We start from the raw sequence: 17,300 nt of genomic DNA on the forward strand, positions 1-17,300 counted from the left end.
TTATTGACCTATGGTGATGGTGCAGGTGGTACCCGCGATGAGCGCCACCTCGGGCGGTACCTCCAGCAGGCGGATCCGCACCGGCACCCGCTGGGCCAACCGCACCCAGGGCACGTTCGGCTTGACGTCCAGCAGCAGGCTGTCGCTCCCCTCCAGACTCTGATCGTGAATGGCGCGCCCTATGCTCTCCACCTCCCCTTTCAGCACCTGCTCGCCGCTGTAGAGCACCATGGTGGCGGGTCTGCCCACCTGGATGTGGCCGAGCTTGGTCTCCTCGAAGTAGCCCTGCACGTAGAAGGAGTGGATGTCCACCAGGGCCACCAGGGGTACACCGGCACTGGCGTAGTTGCCGACCCGGGCCTGCAGGTTGGTGATGTAGCCGTCGCTCGAGGCCTTGACCGTCGTCTTGGTGAGCGACCATTTGGCCTGCTCCAGATTCGCCTCGGCTACCTGATAGGCCGCCTTCATGGCCTGGGCATTGAGCCGCGCCTCGTCCACCGCCTCGGCGGAAATGACGGTGCGGGAGAGATTCTGGCGACGGCTCGCCTCATGCTCCGCCTTGTCCAGATCCGATTTGGCCTTGGCGAGCGCCGCACTGGCGTTGTCCAGGGCGATGCGATAGGGCACGGGATCCAGGTTGAACAGCACCTCCCCTGCCTTCACCAGCTGGTTGTCCCGCACCGGGATGGCCACTATCTTGCCCGACACCTCGGGGGTGATGCTGACCAGCTCGGCCCGCACCTTGCCATCCCGGGTCCAGGGCCCCTGCATGTAGTAGTTCCACAGCCACCAGCCCGCCGCCAGCGCCAGGGCGCACACCAGCAGGGTGGAGAAGTATTTGAGGGTAGCCAGGGGTGATTTAGCCATGAAGCAGGATCCAGAAAGCGCCACTGACGGCGAGGATGAAGAGGGAGAGATCCATCAGCAAGGGGTGCCAGACATCCCCGCTGTAGAGCCAGTCCCGCAACAGATGGTGCACCGGCAGCCAGCCCAGCAGGCCGAGCAGCACCGCCTTGAACAGGGGCGGGAAGTAGAGCGTGGCGCCAAGGATGAGATCGGGCAGAGCAGAAGCGGTCGGCAATGGCATGCTCCCTATGGGCAGAGGAAGACCGGAAAGCCCGCCAGGGCGGGCCTGCCAAGGGTACCACAGCCACCTGGGGTGCTACAGAAGCAGATGAGCCCCTTTATGGTCAGACCAGACGATCCGCCGGGTGATTGATTCCGTCCCGCAAGGGCACCTCGCCGAGTTCGAACGGATTGACTCCCTCGAGGCAGGCGAGGTTGTAGCCGTACTCGGCCGGGTTGGAGCGGCGCTGATGATGGGTGTAGATGCCGCAGACGGAGCAGAAGTAGTGTCTGGCGGTACGGGTATTGAACTGGTAGCAGCGCAGCACCGCCTCCCCCTGCAGGATGCGGATGCCGGCGAGCGGCACGGAGGCAACTATGGCGCCCCGTCGCCGGCACAGAGAGCAGTCGCAGCGGCGCGGATCCACCACACCGTCCGGCAGGCTGAGCTCCAGCACCAGGGCCCCGCAGTGGCAGCTCGCCCTGTGTTTCTCCAAGATGGGAGTATTGCCGATCCGTTTGATCATCTGGCCTCCTTGCCAAGCGCTGGTTGTACGGTGTCAGTCGAACAAGGTGTCAGCTCGCCCCTGCTGCACATGTTCATGCAGGGTACGCAGCTGGCTCTCCACCACCCGATGACGAGAAAGTTCAGGCAATTTGTCTATAGGGAAGTAGGCGGCGCCCTGGGTCTCGTCGGTCTGGGTGAGCAGCTCGCCCCCCGTCGCCTCGCACAGGAAGAAGGCCTTGTGGGCATGGGGCAGCTGGGGGGGATGAGGATGCTTGTGCTTGTCGAACAGGGCCAGCAACTGCACGGCACAGCACTCAAGGCCCGTCTCCTCGACCAGTTCCCGCACTACCGCCTGCGAGGGTGAATCGCCGATGTCGCACCAACCCCCCGGCAGGGTCCAGCAGCCATCGCTGCGCTCCTGCACCAGCAGCAGCCTACCCGCGTCATCCAGGATCAGCGCCCGCACGTCCAGCTTGGGGGTGGGGTAGCCGCTATCCAGGGCAATCCAGTGGGCGATGGCCTCGGGATCCAGCTCGCTCTGGCTGGCGATAAGCGTGGCAGCCGCATTTCGCAGCGCCTCGAAGCGACCGATGTCGAAGGGGTCTTTGGAGTAGGTGAGCCCGGCCTGGGCCGTGGCCAGCACCTGTTCGAGGAAGGCGGCCAACGGCGGTTGCACGGCTAGAGCCCGAGGAAGCGGATGATCTGCGCGGGATAGCGCTCGAAGCCGACGAAGGCGTGGTCACCGCCGCACTCCAGGGAGAGGCGGGCGAAGCGGTACTCCTCCAGCGCCTTGCGATAGTCGAGCACCTCGTCCTCCTGCTGCTGCAGGATCCAGAGCCGCTCGGGGGCGCTCACCATCACCGCCAGCGCACGCAACTCCTCCATATGGGCGGGCAACAGCTCGTAGCGCTCGCCGGTATAGGGGTTGGTCTGGGGGCCCAGGTAGTCGCAGAGCAGCTCGTGAGGACGCACCGCCGGATTGATCAGCGCCGCGCGGCAGCCATGGAGCTCGCTCACTCTGGTCGCCATAAAGCCCCCCAGGGAGCTGCCCACGGCGCCGAGCCGCAGCCCGTCACCATGGCGAGCCTTGAGGGTTTCAATCTGCCGCTCGATGGCGGCCCAGGCCGCCGCCGGGGTATTGGGCTGGGCCGGGATGATGACTTCTATATCGGGTCTGTGCGCCGCCACCCAGGCCGCCATCTGCTGCGCCTTGGCGGATCCCGGCGACGAATTGAAGCCATGCAGGTAGAGCAGGACCGAGTTCATGCCGTCCCCCTCAGTAACCGGTGGCATTGGGGTCGGGCACGAACTGCCCCATGGGCAGGCGCCAGACCTGGCTGTCGAGCCGGCCATCCGGATACAGGGTCAGGTAACGCCAGCCCGGGCCGGACTCGTCCAGCGCGAAGCCGTCTGACAGGGGCTTGAACTGGATACAGGTGGAGGGGCTGGCGATGAGCCGCACCCCGCGGTGCATCTCGTCAAACTCCTGGTGGACGTGGCCAAACAAGATGGTCTTCTGCTGGGGGTGGCGGGCCAGCACGGCGAACAGCTCGTCGGCGTTCTTGAGGTTGTGCTGATCCAGCCAGGCACAGCCCACGGGCACCGCCTGATGGTGCAGGGCGATGAGGGCGTGGCGGTCGGGATGCTGACGCAATGCGCTGTCCAGGGCTGCCAGCTGGTGATCCCCGAGCAGGCCGTGGGGTTTGCCGCGCACCTGGGTGTCGAGCAGTATGATCTGCCAGTGATCCCCCACCAGTTGCTTGGCCTCGCTGATACCGGCGGCATGCAGGTACTCGGTCATCAGGGGGGCGTCGTCGTGGTTGCCGGGCAGCCAGTAGATGGGGCGGCCAAGGGGAGCCATCATGGAGGCGAAGCGCTGATAAGACTCGGGGCTGTGATCCTGGGAGAGATCCCCGGTCGCGAGCACCAGGTCGAACGGATGTGCATTGTCCCGCACCCGCGCCAGCACGGCGTCCAGACTCTCGGCGGTACGCACGGCCAGCAGCCGCCCTTCGGCGCTGGCGAAAAGATGGGTATCGGTAATCTGTAACAGACGCACGTTTCCGTCCGGCGCCTGAGGTAGCTCTGTTTCCAAAATCACGCTTCTTTTTATGAGTTCAACTAGAGGATGTTAATCAGGCTGGTGCCATGCTTGAGACAAAATTTTAGCCAGTCGGCTAGAAACAGATTTACCTGCTCTTTTTCATCCCTGTGGTGCATTTTTTGATTGGGATAATCATAACGTGGTTGCAACATCGAAATCTGTTGCGCGGCACACACTTCCGCCATGCGCACGTCATGATACAAACGAATCTCTATTCGAGCCTGCAAATAGCTCGGCAACTCGGGGTTGTGCTGGCTCAGGATCACCTGGCTGGTGAAGCGGCTCTCATCGCTGACGGTCAGCCTGAACTGCAGGCCGTTGCCCACCTGATAGCGGCGCTCGTCCCCCACCGATCCCCCCGGCGGCAACAGCTTCATCAGGGCCATGTAGTTCACCTCGCAGGTGCGCTGCAAGGACATCAGGTCGGGCACATGGCGCTTGGCCAGGAGTACGGACATCTCAGCGCCCTGCCAGCCAGCGGGCCCGCAGCTCGCCATGGTTGAGGGCCAACCATTGCAGGGCGATGACGGAGGCGGCGTTGTCGATGCGCCCCTCTTTCAGCCAGACGTAGGCCTGCTCGCGCCTCACCACGTGCACCCGGATGTCTTCCCCCTCTTCCGCCAGACCATGGATCCCGGCGGCCTGACTGGCATCCACCTCCCCCACATAGACCTCGATGCGCTCGGTGCTCCCGCCCGGGCTCACCAGGTAGCTGATGGCATGCTCGCAGCGACCCACCTCGAGGCCCGCCTCTTCCACCGCCTCCCGGCGCACCACGGCCTCCGGGGTCTCCCCTTCATCTATGATCCCGGCCACCAGCTCCAGCAGCCAGGGGGTGGCGCCGGTCTCCATGGCGCCGATGCGGAACTGCTCCACCAGCACTATCTGGTCGCGCACCGGATCATAGGGCAGCAGGGCGGCGGCATGGCCCCGCTCGAACAGCTCGCGGACTATGGGCTCATTCCAGCCACCGGCAAATAATCTGTGCTGCAGGCGGTAGACGTTAACCTTGAAGAACCCGTTGTATCCGGATGATTTTTCGATGATTTTCACATCACTACCCGAGTAGTGACTGGTTTGTGGCAAGGCTTGCTGCGACATACGACACTCCTGCCAGCTTGACTTGGCGAGGTTTGACCATAATATTCGGGAACATGAATGAACGTTCATTCACTCGTTCTCGCTGGCGATAGGGGATGGATTTTAGCAGCCACAGGGTATTTGGCTAGGCGCGCAGCCCAGAAAATCCCCCCTGAACATTGACATTACTGCTGCTGGAAAAGAGACAGTTCGCATTCAAATTTGCTTATAGTAGAGTGGTTAAGCTGAAATCAAGCTTGCTCGGTGACAATCTCCTCCCCCTCTTCATCCAGCGGACAGCTTTGGGTTGATACATAAGGTTAAAACTATCATATGAAAAGAACACTCTTGTCAGTCATGGTGATGCTGGGTGTGAGCACCGCTGCTCATGCCGAAAACCTGCTCGATATATACCAACAGGCCCAGGTCAAGGACACCCAGCTGCTGGAGTCCAAGGCGAGACGAGACCAAGCCTTCGAGAAGATCAACGAATCCCGCGCGGCCCTGCTGCCACAGATCAATCTGGGTGCCGGCCTGAACTATCTGCAGAACAAGAATGACACCATGACCAACACCGGCGCCACCGGTTCGGTCACCCTGGATCAATCCGTCTATCGCCGCAGCAACTGGGTCAACCTGGATCTCACCGAGAAGAGCGCCACCCAGTCCGACGTGGGCTACAACCTCGAAATTCAAAACCTGATGCTGCGCACCGCCCAGGCCTATTTCAACGTGTTGAAGGCCATGGATACCCTGGAATTCGTGCGGGCCAACAAGGTCGCGGTCGAGCGTCAGCTCGAGCAGACCCAGCAGCGCTTCGAAGTGGGCCTGACCGCCATCACAGACGTGCACGAGGCCGAGGCCGAGCGCGATCAGGCGCTGGCAGACGAGATCAATGCCGAGAACTCCCTGGACAACAGCTACGAGAGCCTGCGTGAGCTGACCGGGATCGATCACCGTCAGCTGGACGTGCTCAACACCGAGCGTTTCGCCCCGCAGAAGACGCCGTTCAACTCCGACAAGTGGCTGGAACTGGCCCTGGACAAGAACCTGGAACTGCACAGCGCCCGCATCGGCAAGGACATCGCCAAGGAGCAGATCGACCTGGCCAAGACAGGTCATGAGCCGACCCTGGATCTCGGCGCCGGCCTCAGCGCCGGTTACAACGACTACAAGGACGAGATCCGCAACCCGGACAGCAACAGCAATCAGGGCAACATAGGCCTGAACTTCAACCTGCCGCTCTACACCGGCGGTGCGACCACCTCCCAGGTCAAGCAGGCGCAGTTCAACTATGTGGCCGCCAGCGAGCAGCTGGAGCGCAGCTTCCGTTCGGTACAGAGCACTGTACGCTCCTCCTACAACAACGTGAACGCCAGCATCGGCTCGGTGCGCGCCTACGGCCAGTCCGTCATCTCCGCCGACAGCGCCCTGAAGGCGACCGAAGCCGGTTACGAGGTGGGTACCCGCACTATCGTCGACGTGCTGGACTCCACCCGCAAGCTGTACGAAGCCAAGCAGAAGCTCTCCGAGGCGCGCTACAACTACATCCTCAGCATCCTCTCTCTCAAGCAGGCCGCCGGCATCCTGGAGCAGAAGGATCTGGAAGACGTGAACCAGGGGCTGATGCCCGCCCCTCAGGTCACCAAGCAGTCCTGAGTCACACTGGCTCCATGAAAAAGGCGACTTCTGGGTCGCCTTTTTGTTGCCTGCTCGCCGCGCCATCATGGCCGCGATGGGCATCAAAAAACCCGGCCTTGGCCGGGTTTTTCATGAGGTGCGTATCCGCTTAGCCGCGCTCGCGAATGGTCTTGATGATGTCGCTGGTGGAGCAGCCATCCTCGAAGTTCAGCACGCGCACCTCGCCGCCGTTGGCGGTTACCTCGGCGTAACCGGCGATCTCCTCCGGCTTGTAGTCACCGCCCTTGACCAGCAGGTCCGGCAGGATCTCGGCGATCAGACGCTGGGGGGTGTCTTCCGAGAAGGGTACCACCCAGTCCACGGCGCCGAGGGCGGCCAGCACCGTCATGCGGCGCTCGGTCGGGTTGACCGGACGACCCGGGCCCTTCAGGCGACGCACGGATTCGTCGGTGTTGACCGCGACGATCAGCCGATCCCCGAGCTTGCCCGCATTGGCCAGGTAGGAGACGTGGCCGGCGTGCAGTATGTCGAAGCAGCCGTTGGTCATCACCACCTTCTCGCCCCGCAGACGGGCGGCCTGGACGGCCACCTTCAGCTGGGCCTCGGACATGACGCCGAAGCCGGTCTCCTGCTCGGTGTAGAGCGCGTTGGCGAGTTCAACCGGGCTGACGGTGGAGGTACCCAGCTTGCCGACGACGATGCCGGCGGCGGTATTGGCCAGGGCACAGGCCTCGTCCAGGCTCTTGCCGGCGGCCAGGGAGGTGGCCAGGGTGGAGATGACGGTATCGCCGGCACCGGTCACGTCATAGACCTCGTGGGCCTGGGCCGGCAGATGCAGCTCGGGCTGGCCTTCGCGGATCAGGGTCATGCCGTTCTCGGAGCGGGTCACCAGCAGGGCGGCCAGTTCGAAGCGCTTGACCAGCTCCAGCCCCTTGGCGACCAGCTCGTCCTCGCTCTTCACCTTGCCTACCACGGCTTCGAACTCGGACATGTTGGGGGTCAGCAGGGTGGCGCCGCGATACTTCTCGAAATCGGTTCCCTTGGGATCCACCAGCACGGGGATGCCGGCGGCGCGAGCGCGCTGGATCATGCCGGGCACGTCGTTCAGGGCGCCCTTGCCGTAGTCGGAGAGGATCATCACGTCCGCCTGGGGCAGGGCCCGCTCGACCTTGCCCATCAGCAGGGAGGCATCCACGTCGTGGAAGGCTTCCTCGAAGTCCAGACGCAGCAACTGCTGGTTGCGGGACAGCACCCGCAGCTTGGTGATGGTCGGATAGTCCGCCAGACGAACGAAATCACAGGCAACCTTGACCCCTGCCATCTGGCCGGCCAGGGCATCGGCCGGCTCATCCTGACCGGTCAGCCCCAGCAGGACGGCGTGGGCCCCGAGTGCGGCCGAGTTCAGGGCCACGTTGGCGGCGCCACCCGGGCGCTCCTCGATGTGTTCGACCTTGACCACGGGCACCGGTGCCTCGGGGGAGATCCGGCCGGTGGGGCCGTGCCAGTAGCGGTCCAACATGACATCGCCAACGACCAGGACGCGGGCTTTTTCAAACTCGGGCAGGGTGATCTTCATCTGTATCGGCTCTCAAAACCTGAAAAATTCAGTCCCGGATTTTATCACACTCTTTTCCCGGGCGTGAAAAAAGCGCTGTGGCCCCAGCCGTGGCGGCCCTCCCCCGTCTCCTGACCCCTCTGACCAGATGAGGCGATTCGCACCCGCCCCCCCTTTTCGGATAGAATCCTCAGATTGCGCGCCAAGTGATACTGCGGGGCATTCATCTGCCCTTGTCTCTCCCCGCTCCCCTTGGTACCCGGCTCATTTGTGATTGAGAACAAGAGACCCTTCATGGCCCAAGAACAAGCTCCCCGCCTCGAACCCCGTCTGTTCCATCCCCGCTACTGGGGTAGCTGGCTCGGCCTCTCCCTGCTCTGGCTGCTGGTGCTGCTGCCCTGGCGCAGCCAGATGTGGCTCGGCCGCCAGCTCGGCACCCTGGCTCGCAAGATATTGAAATCCCGCGTCAAGATTGCGCGCCGCAACCTGGAACTGGCTATGCCCGAGCTCAGCCGGGATCAGCGCGAGGCGCTGCTGGTGCAGAACTTCGAGAGCGTGGGCTGCGCCATCTTCGAGGTGGGAATCGCCTGGTTCTGGCCGGACTGGCGGATGCGCCGCCTGATGAAGGTGGAGGGGGAAGAGCACGTCATCGCCGCCATCGAGAAGGGCCAGGGCATGCTGCTGCTCTCCTGCCACTTCCTCACCCTTGAACTCAATGCCCGCTGCTTCGGCCTGGTGCGGCCCGGGGTCGGCGTCTACCGCCCCAACACCAACCCTGTGCTGGAGTATGCCCAGTATCACGGTCGCTGCGCCTCCAACAAATACCTGCTGGACAGGTTGGACGTGAAGGGGATGATCAAGGCCCTGCGCAACGGCGACGCCCTCTGGTACGCGCCGGATCACGACTATGGCGCCCACGCCAGCGTCTTCGTGCCCTACTTCGCGGTGGAACAGGCGGCCACCATCACGGGCACCGCCACCCTGGCCCGGGTGAAAAACACCGTCACTCTGCCCTGCTACAACATCCGCACCGCCACCGGCTATACCCTGCACATAGGGGCGCCGCTGGAGGACTACCCGAGCGGCGATGACGTGGCCGATGCCACCCGCGCCAACCGGGAAATCGAGGCCGCCGTGCGCCGTGCCCCCGAGCAGTACATGTGGCTGCACCGCCGCTTCAAGACCCGCCCCAACCCGGAGGATGCGGGTTTCTACTAAGCCTTCCCTCACGAAAAAGCCCTCGCACTGCGAGGGCTTTTTGTTATCGGCCTTGGCGATCAGCGAGTCAGGCGATAGATGGCGTAGCCAGGGTGCTTGGCATCATCCATCGGCAGGGTGGACTGATAGCTCAGATCCGCCCCCACCAGGGCTTTCGCCTCATCCCGCGGGGAGGAGTAGAGTCGCACATCCACCCCGGCGGGCAGGGCTTTCATGTGCCAGTTGTCGTTGGCCGCCGGGTTGAAGCCGTTGGGGTTGGCGGCGGATTGGGACTTCAAGTACTGGGCGATGATCTCCCGCGTCTCGAAGGGATCTTCGTGGACTATGTTGCTGCCGTCGATCCCCGGGAAGTGACCACCGCCGCTGGCGCGGTAGTTGTTGGTCACCACGTAGAACTTCTGGGCCGGGTCGATGGGCTGGCCGTTGAAGGTCAGGCCGCTGATGCGCTGGCCGTCGCTCACCTTGAGCCCTTCCTTGTTGTAGCGGGCGGGCTGGGTGATATCCACCTCGTAGCTGACCCCGTCGATGACGTCGAAGTTGTAGGTGGGGAAGTTCTCGTTCACCAGCCACTGCACCTCCGTCTTGGCGGCGTCGATCCGGTTGAACTGGCCGGCGCTCATCTCCAGCCACTCCTTGACGGTGGCGCCGTTCACCTCCACCACCTGCAGGGTGTTGGGGTAGATGTAGAGATCGGAGACGTTGCGCAGGGAGATGTTGCCCTGGGCCACATAGGTGAAGTCATTGATGCCGTTGCGACCGCCACGGAACGGCGCCGCCACCGAGAGGATCGGATAGGACTCCTTGAGCAGGCCGTCTTTTTGCAGCTGCTCGGCATGCTGGCGCTGGGCATCGCTCACCAGTTGCACCGAGGGGTCATCCTGCACCAGGGCGAAGAAGCTGTGGATGGGGGAGGTGATCTTGCCGAGGGGCTCGTCCAGCCAGAGGTTGGTGGCGTCGTGATCCGCCTGCACCAGGTCCACTACCTGCTGATCCACGGCGCTGCCTTCGCTCGAGTCGATCTTGCGCAGGCTGGCCTGGCTCTGCTTCACCCGCCACTTGCCATCCACCTGCTCCAGCTTGAGGTCGATGATGCCGAGGTGGTTGCCCCAGTAACCGGGCATGACGGTAGGGATGCCGCTCAGGGTGCCGGCCTGGTTGTCCACCTCCGACAGATCGGGGAAGTCACCGGGGAAGTTCTTGTGGGCGTGGCCCAGCATCAGGGCATCGATTCCCTTCACCTTGGCCAGATGCCAGGCGGAGTTCTCCATCATGGCCTCGTAGCTGTTGGCGTTGATGCCGGTGTGGGCGACCACCACCACCAGATCGGCCCCCTTGGCGCGCAGCTCGGGCACGTAGTGGTTGGCGGTCTCCACCATGTCGGCCACCACCACCTTGCCCTCCAGGTGGCGCTTGTCCCACTGCAGCACCTGGGGCGGGGTCAGGCCGAGGATGCCGACCTTGACGGTCTGCGGCTGGCCCTTGTCATCCACCACCTTGCGCTCCAGCAGTAGGTAGGGGGTGAACTTGTTGCCGCTCCAGTCTATCTGTCCCTTGGCGTCGCGCTTGAAGGCACCGGCCTCGAACACGTTGGCGTTCACATAGGGGAACTTGGCCCCCGCCAGCACCTTGCCGAGGTAATCCAGCCCGTAGTTGAACTCGTGGTTGCCGAGGTTGCCGGCGTCATAGCCGAGCTCGTTCATGGCCTTGAACACCGGGTGAGCCTGCTTGTCGAGGTAACCGGCGCCGGACTGCTCGAAAATGTAGTCCGCCAGCGGCGTGCCCTGAATGAGGTCGCCGTTGTCGAGCAGCAGGTTGTTGGGGTTCTCGGCGCGTGCGGCCCGGATCAGCAGGGCGGTGCGGGAGAGGCCGAATTTGCGATCCTCCTTGTTCTGGTAGTAGTCATAGCCCAGCACGTTGGAGTGGATGTCAGAGGTCTGGATGAGGCGCAGGGAGACGGCTCCCGGTTGCGCCTCGCTGTCGTTGTCACTGCTACAGGCAGACAACAGCACGATGGCTGCAATAGCACCCAGTTTCATAGTTTTATTCACTGTCTTTTCCCTTTTCTTATGAGTAACGCTTTACCAGCGCCGGGAATTTAACAGACGAATATGTCAGCACATGGAACCGGGACTCATTTTTATGAGGCCCGGCACAAAAATAGCGTCATGGGACGAGCAGGGCACCGATCGCCAGCTTGGCCGCCAGCCCCAGCATGATGATACCGACAACAATATCAATGGCTTGCTGCACCTTCCCCCGGGCGAGCCAGGGGGAGAGGGCCGCCGCGCCAAACGCCAGGCTGTAGAACCAGACCAGGGAGGCCAGCATGGCTCCGGCGGCGAAGGCGGGTCTCAGCTCCTCGGCAAACTGGCTGCCGAAGGAGCCGAGCAGCATCAGGGTATCCAGATAGACGTGGGGGTTGAGCAGGGTCACGCCCAGGGTCATGGCCAGCACGCTCTTGACCCCCATCAGCTGGGGAGAGTCCGCCATCCCCCCTCCTTGCCCGCGCCAGGCGCTGCGCAGGGAGCGCAGGCCGAACCAGCCGAGGAAGAGCACCCCGCCCCAGGTCAGCAGTGCCAGCCCGATGGGGCTGGCCGCCAGCAGGTTTGCACCGCCGAACACCCCTATCCCGATCAGCACGAGATCGCACAGGCAGCAGAGGGTGGCCGTCAGCAGGTGGTGGTTGCGATGGATGCCCCGGCTCAGCACGAAGGCATTCTGGGCACCGATGGGAATGATCATGGCGAGGCCGAGGGTAAAGCCTTGCAGGGTAGTGGCAAACATGGGGAAACGTTCCAATGGGGAGATGGACGGCACTATAGGGCCTGCCAAGTCATCAGAGAAATTCATTCATTTGCTGATGCATTAGCCATTCTGATAAGCCAGCGCCTTCCGCCATTCCCCTACCCCTGTCAATAGCAGGATCTGACAATTGTGGCCCCCCCTCCCCAACCCGAGAATCAGCAGGGTTATTGCGCCAGGCAGGACAAAATGGCGTCAAGACGGGACAAAACACAATCCGGCATCCCGCGACAACAAGGATTTCAGGACAGTGGTCTGGAGAGGTAAGGGTAGGCCCCATGAGAAGCCGAGCGACAGCTTGTTGTCGCTCAGCCCAGGATCATTGCAGCAGCGAGGGGTAGTTGGTGACCACGACCTGCTCCAGATTGGGCAGCAGGATGCCACTGCTCACCCCCTTGGCGATGGCCTGATAGCGGTTCATGGAGCCGGTCTTGCGGGTCACCTGATTGAGGTGGTAGTTCACGGTACGCTCCGTGATGCCGAGGATGCAGGCGATCTCGCTCGAGGTCTTGCCCTCGCTCGCCCAGAACAGGCACTCGGTCTCCCGGTCGGTCAGCGCCTCCCGATCCCCCTCATGCATGCTTTTGCGCACGATCCGAATCGCCGCCTCGAAGATGTAATTGGACATCCAGGAGAGGATGGGCGAGGACTCCAGCAGCAGATCGCTCGAGGCCCGCTCCGTGGTGATGAAGGAGAGAATGCCGTTCTCCCCCGCCGCCCCGTGCAAGGGGAAGGAGATGCCGTTGCGCAGGCCGAACTCCGCCGCCAGCCCCATCACGTCCATGCTGCCCTCTTGCAGGAAGCGCGCCTTCTCGTCCAGCCGGTTCCAGTAGATGGGCAAGGTCTGCCTACGTGCGAGCTGGATGATGGGATCACAGGCCAGCATGTTGTTGACCGTGTAGGCCTGTACCCAGGAGTCGGGGCACTGGTTGAACAACACCACCTTGGGCCTTTGCATGGACATGGGCAGGATGAGCGCAAAACGATAGTAGTCGTAGCCCATTCCCAGAGTGAAGCGGCCGATGAGCTCGGCCAGCCGATTGCCATCGGTCACCAATGTGAAATGTTCCAAATACTCAAGCAGTTGGTCGCGTGTCATTAGGCTAGCCCCCCCTGGCCAAGGCTTTGGATTATAGCGCCGAAACATGAAATGGAGAGACATGAATGCTTGTTTTCAAAGGAAAAATAAAAGAACACCCCAAATGGGAGGTCGAAAACGAGCTTTATCGCTTTCGCAAGCGAGTCTTCTCCGATCGGCTCGGCTGGGATGTGGAAGCCCACAAGGGGCTGGAGCGGGACAGTTTTGACAAACCGGACACCCACTGGGTACTGATCGAAGACGAGCAAGGGCTGTGCGGCTGCATCCGGCTGCTCAGTTGCGCCCAGGACTACATGCTGCCCAGCATCTTCCCCTGCGCCCTCGCTGGCGAGATGGCCCCCCGCGGCCCCGAGGTGTGGGAACTGACCCGGCTCGCCATCGATGCCAGCCGGGCTCCCCAGCTCGACAACGGCATCAGCGAGCTGACCTGCGTCATCTTCCGCGAGGTCTATGCCTTCGCCAGGGAGCAGGGGATCCGGGAACTGGTCGCCGTGGTCAGCCTGCCGGTGGAGCGCATCTTCCGCCGCCTCGGCCTCCCCATCGAGCGCCTCGGCCACCGCCAGGCGGTGGATCTGGGGGCGGTGCGCGGGGTCGGCATCCGCTTCCTGCTGGACGAGCGTTTCGAGCTCGCCGTCAACCGGCCGCTGCGGGGCCACTATGCCCGGGCCGGCGAGTTGCTCGGCACGCCCTGAGTCCATCCTTTCCAAACGAGAGCCGGGCAGTCATCCCCTCGCCCCATAAAAAAGTCCCGGGACAGGGCCCGGGACCAAAACTCTCGCTATGGCCCGTTTCCACCCCATGCAAAAACGGACCGAGTGAGTATCCAATGAATCTCATTCACCCGCTACTGTCACTTATCACAGTGACCGACCTCACCCCCTCCTGGCTTCCGGAATGCTGTCAGGACCCCCTTCGCCTTGTTGCCAACCCCAGGGTTCAGTAGCATATTTTCTGGAATCCAAACATTCATAAGGAATGCTGATGAAGGCACTGGACTACAAGCTGCTGCTGGCGCTGGACGCCGTGATGGAGGAGCAGAATTTCGAGCGGGCCGCCCAGCGCCTGCACCTCACCCAGTCCGCCATCTCCCAGCGCATCAAGCAGCTGGAGCAGCAGTTCGCCGAGCCGCTGATCATCCGCAGCCAGCCCCTGCGGGCCACCGAGCTCGGCCAGAAGTTGCTGGCCCACTATCGTCAGGTACGCCAGCTGGAGCTGGAGCTGGCCGGCGAGCTCTCCCCGGACGAGCCCCAGGCGCCGGTGCGGGTCAGCATCGCCATCAACGCCGACAGCCTGGCCACCTGGTTCCTGCCCGCCCTCGGCCCCCTGCTTGAGCAGCATCCCATCGAGCTGAACCTGCTGGTGGATGACGAGAGCCGCACCCTCGACAAGGTGCGCGAGGGCCAGGCGTTCGGCGCCGTCAGCCTGCAGCCCCAGCCGCTCGCCGGTTGCTGCGTCGACGAGCTCGGCGAGATGCGCTACCTGCTGACCGCGAGCCCCGCCTTCGTCGCCCGCCACTTCCCCCAGGGGCTCACGCCTGCGGCGCTCGCCAAGGCGCCGGCGGTGGCCTTCGATCAGCGGGACGACATGCACGTGAGCTTCATGGCCCGCCACTTCGATCTGAAACCCGGCGGCTACCCCTGCCACACGGTGCGCTCCTCCGAGGCCTTCGTCGCCATGGCCGAGCAGGGGCTGGCCTGCTGCCTCATCCCCGAGCTGCAGATCCGTCGCCAGCTGGCAGAGGGGAGCCTGCTCGATCTCTGCCCGGATCTGCACCTGGTGGAGCGGCTCTACTGGCATCGCTGGGTGCTGGAGCGGGGGCTGCACAAGCAGGTCTCCCAGCGCCTGATCCAGCAGGGTCGCCGGGCACTGCAACCCCGCTGAAGCGGCCATTCACCTTGGCTTTGGAGGGGTAAAAACGTATAGTGCTGGGCGATTCTTCATCGGTTTCCACCTCAGGTTCCTCACTTATGTTTCAAGACAATCCGCTGCTGGCCCAGCTCAAGCAACAAATCCGCGAGAACATCCCCAAGAAAGAGGGTGTGATCCGCGCCTCCGATCGGGGCTTCGGCTTCCTGGAGGTCGATGAGAAGACCAGCTATTTCGTGCCCCCTCCCTACATGAAGAAGGTGATGCATGGTGACCGGGTGAGCGCCCTGATCCGGACCGAGAAAGAGAAGGAAGTGGCCGAGCCGGACGCCCTGCTGGAGCAGGCTGTGACCCGCTTCGTCGGCCGCGTGAAGATGTTCCGCGACCGCCTCAACGTGGTGCCGGATCACCCCCTCATCAAGGACGCCATCAAGGCCCGCGCCAAGAAGGGTCTGGACGAGAAATCCTTCAAGGAAGGAGACTGGGTGGTCGCGACCCTCAAACGCCACGCCCTGGTGGACGGCAACTTCTCCGCCGAGATCACCCAGCTCATCGCCGACAAGGACGATCACAACGTGCCCTGGTGGGTGGTGCTGGCGCGCCACAACCTGGCCCAGATCGAGCCGGCCGATCTGCCGGAGTGGAAGGTGATCGAGGATGAGGAACTGCCCCGCACCGACCTGACCGCTACCCCCTTCTTCACCATAGACGGTGCCAAGACCAAGGACATGGATGACGCCCTGGCCATCCGCAAGCTGGACGACGGCTGGGAGCTGCTAGTCGCCATCGCCGACCCGACCGCCTATGTGGCCGAGGGCAGCGAGCTGGACCAGGAAGCCGCCAAGCGCGCCTTCACCGTCTACATGCCGGGTCGCAACGTGCCCATGATCCCGCGCACCCTCTCGGACGAGCTCTGCTCCCTGAAGGAGGGCGAGGAGCGCAACACCCTGTGCGCCCGCCTGCTCATCGCCGAGGATGGCCTGCTGCGGGAGGAGACCGAGTTCTTCGCCGCCCGCATCGTCTCCCACGCCCGCCTCTCCTATGACGACGTCTCCGACTGGGCCGAGCATGGCAAGGAGCTCAGCATAGACGCGGGCGTCCTGGCCCAGCTGCCGCTGATGAAGGCCATGACGGAGGCGCGCATCAAGTGGCGCACCGAACACGCCCTGGTATTCCCGGACCGTCCCGACTACGACTTCGAGCTGGGTGAGAACGGCGAGGTGCTGGCTATTCACGTGGAGCCTCGCCGCATCGCCAACCGCATGGTGGAGGAGTCGATGATCGCCGCCAACATCTGCGCCGGCCGCGTGCTCGGCAAACAGGTGGGCTACGGCATCTTCAACGTCCACACCGGCTTCGACGAGGAGTCCCTGGACGGCGCCATCGAGCTGCTCAAGACAGCCGAGGCCCCGTTCGAGAAGGAAGATATCGCCAGCCTGTCCGGCTTCTGCGCCCTGCGCCGCTGGATAGACAACCTGGATACCCGCTGGCTGGACGGCAAGATCCGCCGCTTCCAGAGCTATGCGCTCATGTCCTCCGAGCCGGGTGCCCACTACGGTCTGGGGCTGGATGCCTATGCCACCTGGACCTCACCGATCCGCAAATACGGCGACATGGTCAACCACCGCCTGCTCAAGGCCGTCATCGCCGGCAAGACCCCGGGCGAGCGCCCGAGCCTGGAGCTGACCGAGCACCTGACCGCCTGCCGCCGCCTGCACCGCATGGTGGAGCGCGACATCGGCGACTGGCTCTACGTCCGTTACCTGATGTCTGCCGCCGGCACCGATCAGGTGTTCAACGCCGAGATCATCGACGTGATGCGCGCCGGCCTCAAGCTGCGTCTGCGGGAGAATGGCGCCGTGGTGTTCATGCCCGCCCGCCACATCCTGGACAACAAGGACAGGCTGGAGTGCAACTGGGACAATGGCCGCGTCTACCTGGACAAGACAGAGGTGGTCTACGAACTCGGCCAAGTCATCGAGGTCAAGCTGACCGAGGCAGTGGAGGAGACCCGCTCCCTCATCGCCAAACCGGCGGTGGATCTGGTGCCGGGCCCGGCCCCTGTGGCGCCGGTCGCCGACGCCGAGACCCCGGCCGAACCGGCACCCAAGGCGGAATAAATCCCCAACCCTCAAAGGCCCGCCTCCGTGCGGGCCTTTTCTATGGGCGCGCCAGGGCATCCCCCATGCACGGCTTCACGCACCGCCCCTGACTCCCCAGACCGCAGTCCCCTGAGGCCCCGCTCGGGCAAGGCCTGCTCGGATAACGCCCTGAAAACCTGAAACTGGATTACAGATCGGGATGATTCATCGGTCAGTTAATGGAGATGGCGGATGATTCATCGTTGCTCCCCCCGGATCTC

General features: G+C 63.4%; 17 protein-coding genes. 5 read left to right on the top strand and 12 right to left on the bottom strand.

Annotated features, from left to right (window positions below; genetic code table 11):
• The 8 genes from ACT5M9_RS09550 to nudF form a co-directional block, all read right to left on the bottom strand.
• Positions 1-867: an efflux RND transporter periplasmic adaptor subunit gene (locus tag ACT5M9_RS09550; protein WP_457981859.1), complete on the bottom strand. Its 867-nt coding sequence runs from the start codon at positions 865-867 to the stop codon at positions 1-3.
• Positions 860-1,087, bottom strand: a complete 228-nt coding sequence (locus ACT5M9_RS09555; protein WP_100858669.1) for a DUF1656 domain-containing protein — start codon at positions 1,085-1,087, stop codon at positions 860-862. The genes ACT5M9_RS09550 and ACT5M9_RS09555 overlap by 8 nt, the downstream gene beginning before the upstream one ends.
• A gap of 103 nt (positions 1,088-1,190) precedes the next feature.
• Positions 1,191-1,592: a GFA family protein gene (locus tag ACT5M9_RS09560; protein ID WP_457981858.1), complete on the bottom strand. Its 402-nt coding sequence runs from the start codon at positions 1,590-1,592 to the stop codon at positions 1,191-1,193.
• Between the two features lie 33 nt (positions 1,593-1,625).
• A complete protein-coding gene (locus ACT5M9_RS09565) occupies positions 1,626-2,249 on the bottom strand; it encodes an NUDIX hydrolase (RefSeq protein WP_457981857.1) in 624 nt (207 codons plus the stop codon).
• A gap of 2 nt (positions 2,250-2,251) precedes the next feature.
• Positions 2,252-2,839, bottom strand: coding sequence for a YqiA/YcfP family alpha/beta fold hydrolase (locus ACT5M9_RS09570; RefSeq protein WP_457981856.1), 588 nt, complete (start codon positions 2,837-2,839; stop codon positions 2,252-2,254).
• A 10-nt stretch (positions 2,840-2,849) separates the two neighbouring features.
• A complete protein-coding gene (gene cpdA / locus ACT5M9_RS09575) occupies positions 2,850-3,668 on the bottom strand; it encodes a 3',5'-cyclic-AMP phosphodiesterase (RefSeq protein ID WP_457981855.1) in 819 nt (272 codons plus the stop codon).
• Between the two features lie 26 nt (positions 3,669-3,694).
• Positions 3,695-4,135 (bottom strand): DUF1249 domain-containing protein, encoded by a 441-nt coding sequence (locus tag ACT5M9_RS09580; RefSeq protein WP_457981854.1) that lies wholly within the window; start codon positions 4,133-4,135, stop codon positions 3,695-3,697.
• Between the two features lies 1 nt (position 4,136).
• Positions 4,137-4,778, bottom strand: a complete 642-nt coding sequence (gene nudF, locus ACT5M9_RS09585) for an ADP-ribose diphosphatase (protein WP_457981853.1) — start codon at positions 4,776-4,778, stop codon at positions 4,137-4,139.
• 312 nt (positions 4,779-5,090) lie between these two features.
• Here nudF and tolC point away from each other — a divergent pair, with 312 nt between their 5' ends.
• Complete coding sequence (gene tolC / locus ACT5M9_RS09590; RefSeq protein ID WP_457981852.1) at positions 5,091-6,416, top strand: outer membrane channel protein TolC; 1,326 nt, start codon at positions 5,091-5,093, stop codon at positions 6,414-6,416.
• A gap of 130 nt (positions 6,417-6,546) precedes the next feature.
• On the opposite strand, the gene hldE is transcribed toward tolC, so the two are convergent.
• Positions 6,547-7,974 (bottom strand): bifunctional D-glycero-beta-D-manno-heptose-7-phosphate kinase/D-glycero-beta-D-manno-heptose 1-phosphate adenylyltransferase HldE, encoded by a 1,428-nt coding sequence (gene hldE, locus ACT5M9_RS09595; RefSeq protein ID WP_457981851.1) that lies wholly within the window; start codon positions 7,972-7,974, stop codon positions 6,547-6,549.
• A 273-nt stretch (positions 7,975-8,247) separates the two neighbouring features.
• Between hldE and lpxL the strand changes: the two genes are divergently transcribed.
• Positions 8,248-9,171: an LpxL/LpxP family Kdo(2)-lipid IV(A) lauroyl/palmitoleoyl acyltransferase gene (lpxL, locus tag ACT5M9_RS09600; protein ID WP_457981850.1), complete on the top strand. Its 924-nt coding sequence runs from the start codon at positions 8,248-8,250 to the stop codon at positions 9,169-9,171.
• A gap of 59 nt (positions 9,172-9,230) precedes the next feature.
• Here lpxL and ACT5M9_RS09605 read toward each other — a convergent pair whose 3' ends face one another.
• The 3 genes from ACT5M9_RS09605 to ACT5M9_RS09615 form a co-directional block, all read right to left on the bottom strand.
• On the bottom strand, positions 9,231-11,207 hold the full coding sequence (locus tag ACT5M9_RS09605) for a bifunctional 2',3'-cyclic-nucleotide 2'-phosphodiesterase/3'-nucleotidase (protein ID WP_457981849.1): 1,977 nt from the start codon (positions 11,205-11,207) through the stop codon (positions 9,231-9,233).
• A gap of 127 nt (positions 11,208-11,334) precedes the next feature.
• Positions 11,335-11,955 carry an L-lysine exporter gene (gene lysE, locus ACT5M9_RS09610; protein WP_457981848.1) on the bottom strand — a complete coding sequence of 207 codons (621 nt, stop codon included), beginning with the start codon at positions 11,953-11,955 and terminating at the stop codon, positions 11,335-11,337.
• Positions 11,956-12,292: 337 nt separating this feature from the next.
• A complete protein-coding gene (locus ACT5M9_RS09615) occupies positions 12,293-13,072 on the bottom strand; it encodes a LuxR family transcriptional regulator (RefSeq protein WP_438551593.1) in 780 nt (259 codons plus the stop codon).
• A gap of 65 nt (positions 13,073-13,137) precedes the next feature.
• Between ACT5M9_RS09615 and ACT5M9_RS09620 the strand changes: the two genes are divergently transcribed.
• The 3 genes from ACT5M9_RS09620 (at position 13,138) to ACT5M9_RS09630 (ending at position 17,058) form a co-directional block, all read left to right on the top strand.
• Positions 13,138-13,764: an acyl-homoserine-lactone synthase gene (locus ACT5M9_RS09620; RefSeq protein WP_438551594.1), complete on the top strand. Its 627-nt coding sequence runs from the start codon at positions 13,138-13,140 to the stop codon at positions 13,762-13,764.
• A 289-nt stretch (positions 13,765-14,053) separates the two neighbouring features.
• Entirely contained in the window at positions 14,054-14,953 is a 900-nt protein-coding gene (locus ACT5M9_RS09625; RefSeq protein WP_457981847.1) for a LysR family transcriptional regulator ArgP, read from the top strand.
• A gap of 86 nt (positions 14,954-15,039) precedes the next feature.
• Positions 15,040-17,058, top strand: a complete 2,019-nt coding sequence (locus ACT5M9_RS09630) for an exoribonuclease II (protein ID WP_457981846.1) — start codon at positions 15,040-15,042, stop codon at positions 17,056-17,058.
• The last annotated feature ends 242 nt before the right edge of the window (positions 17,059-17,300 follow it).

It is taken from the genome of Aeromonas sp. AE23HZ002T15 (genome assembly GCF_054165525.2).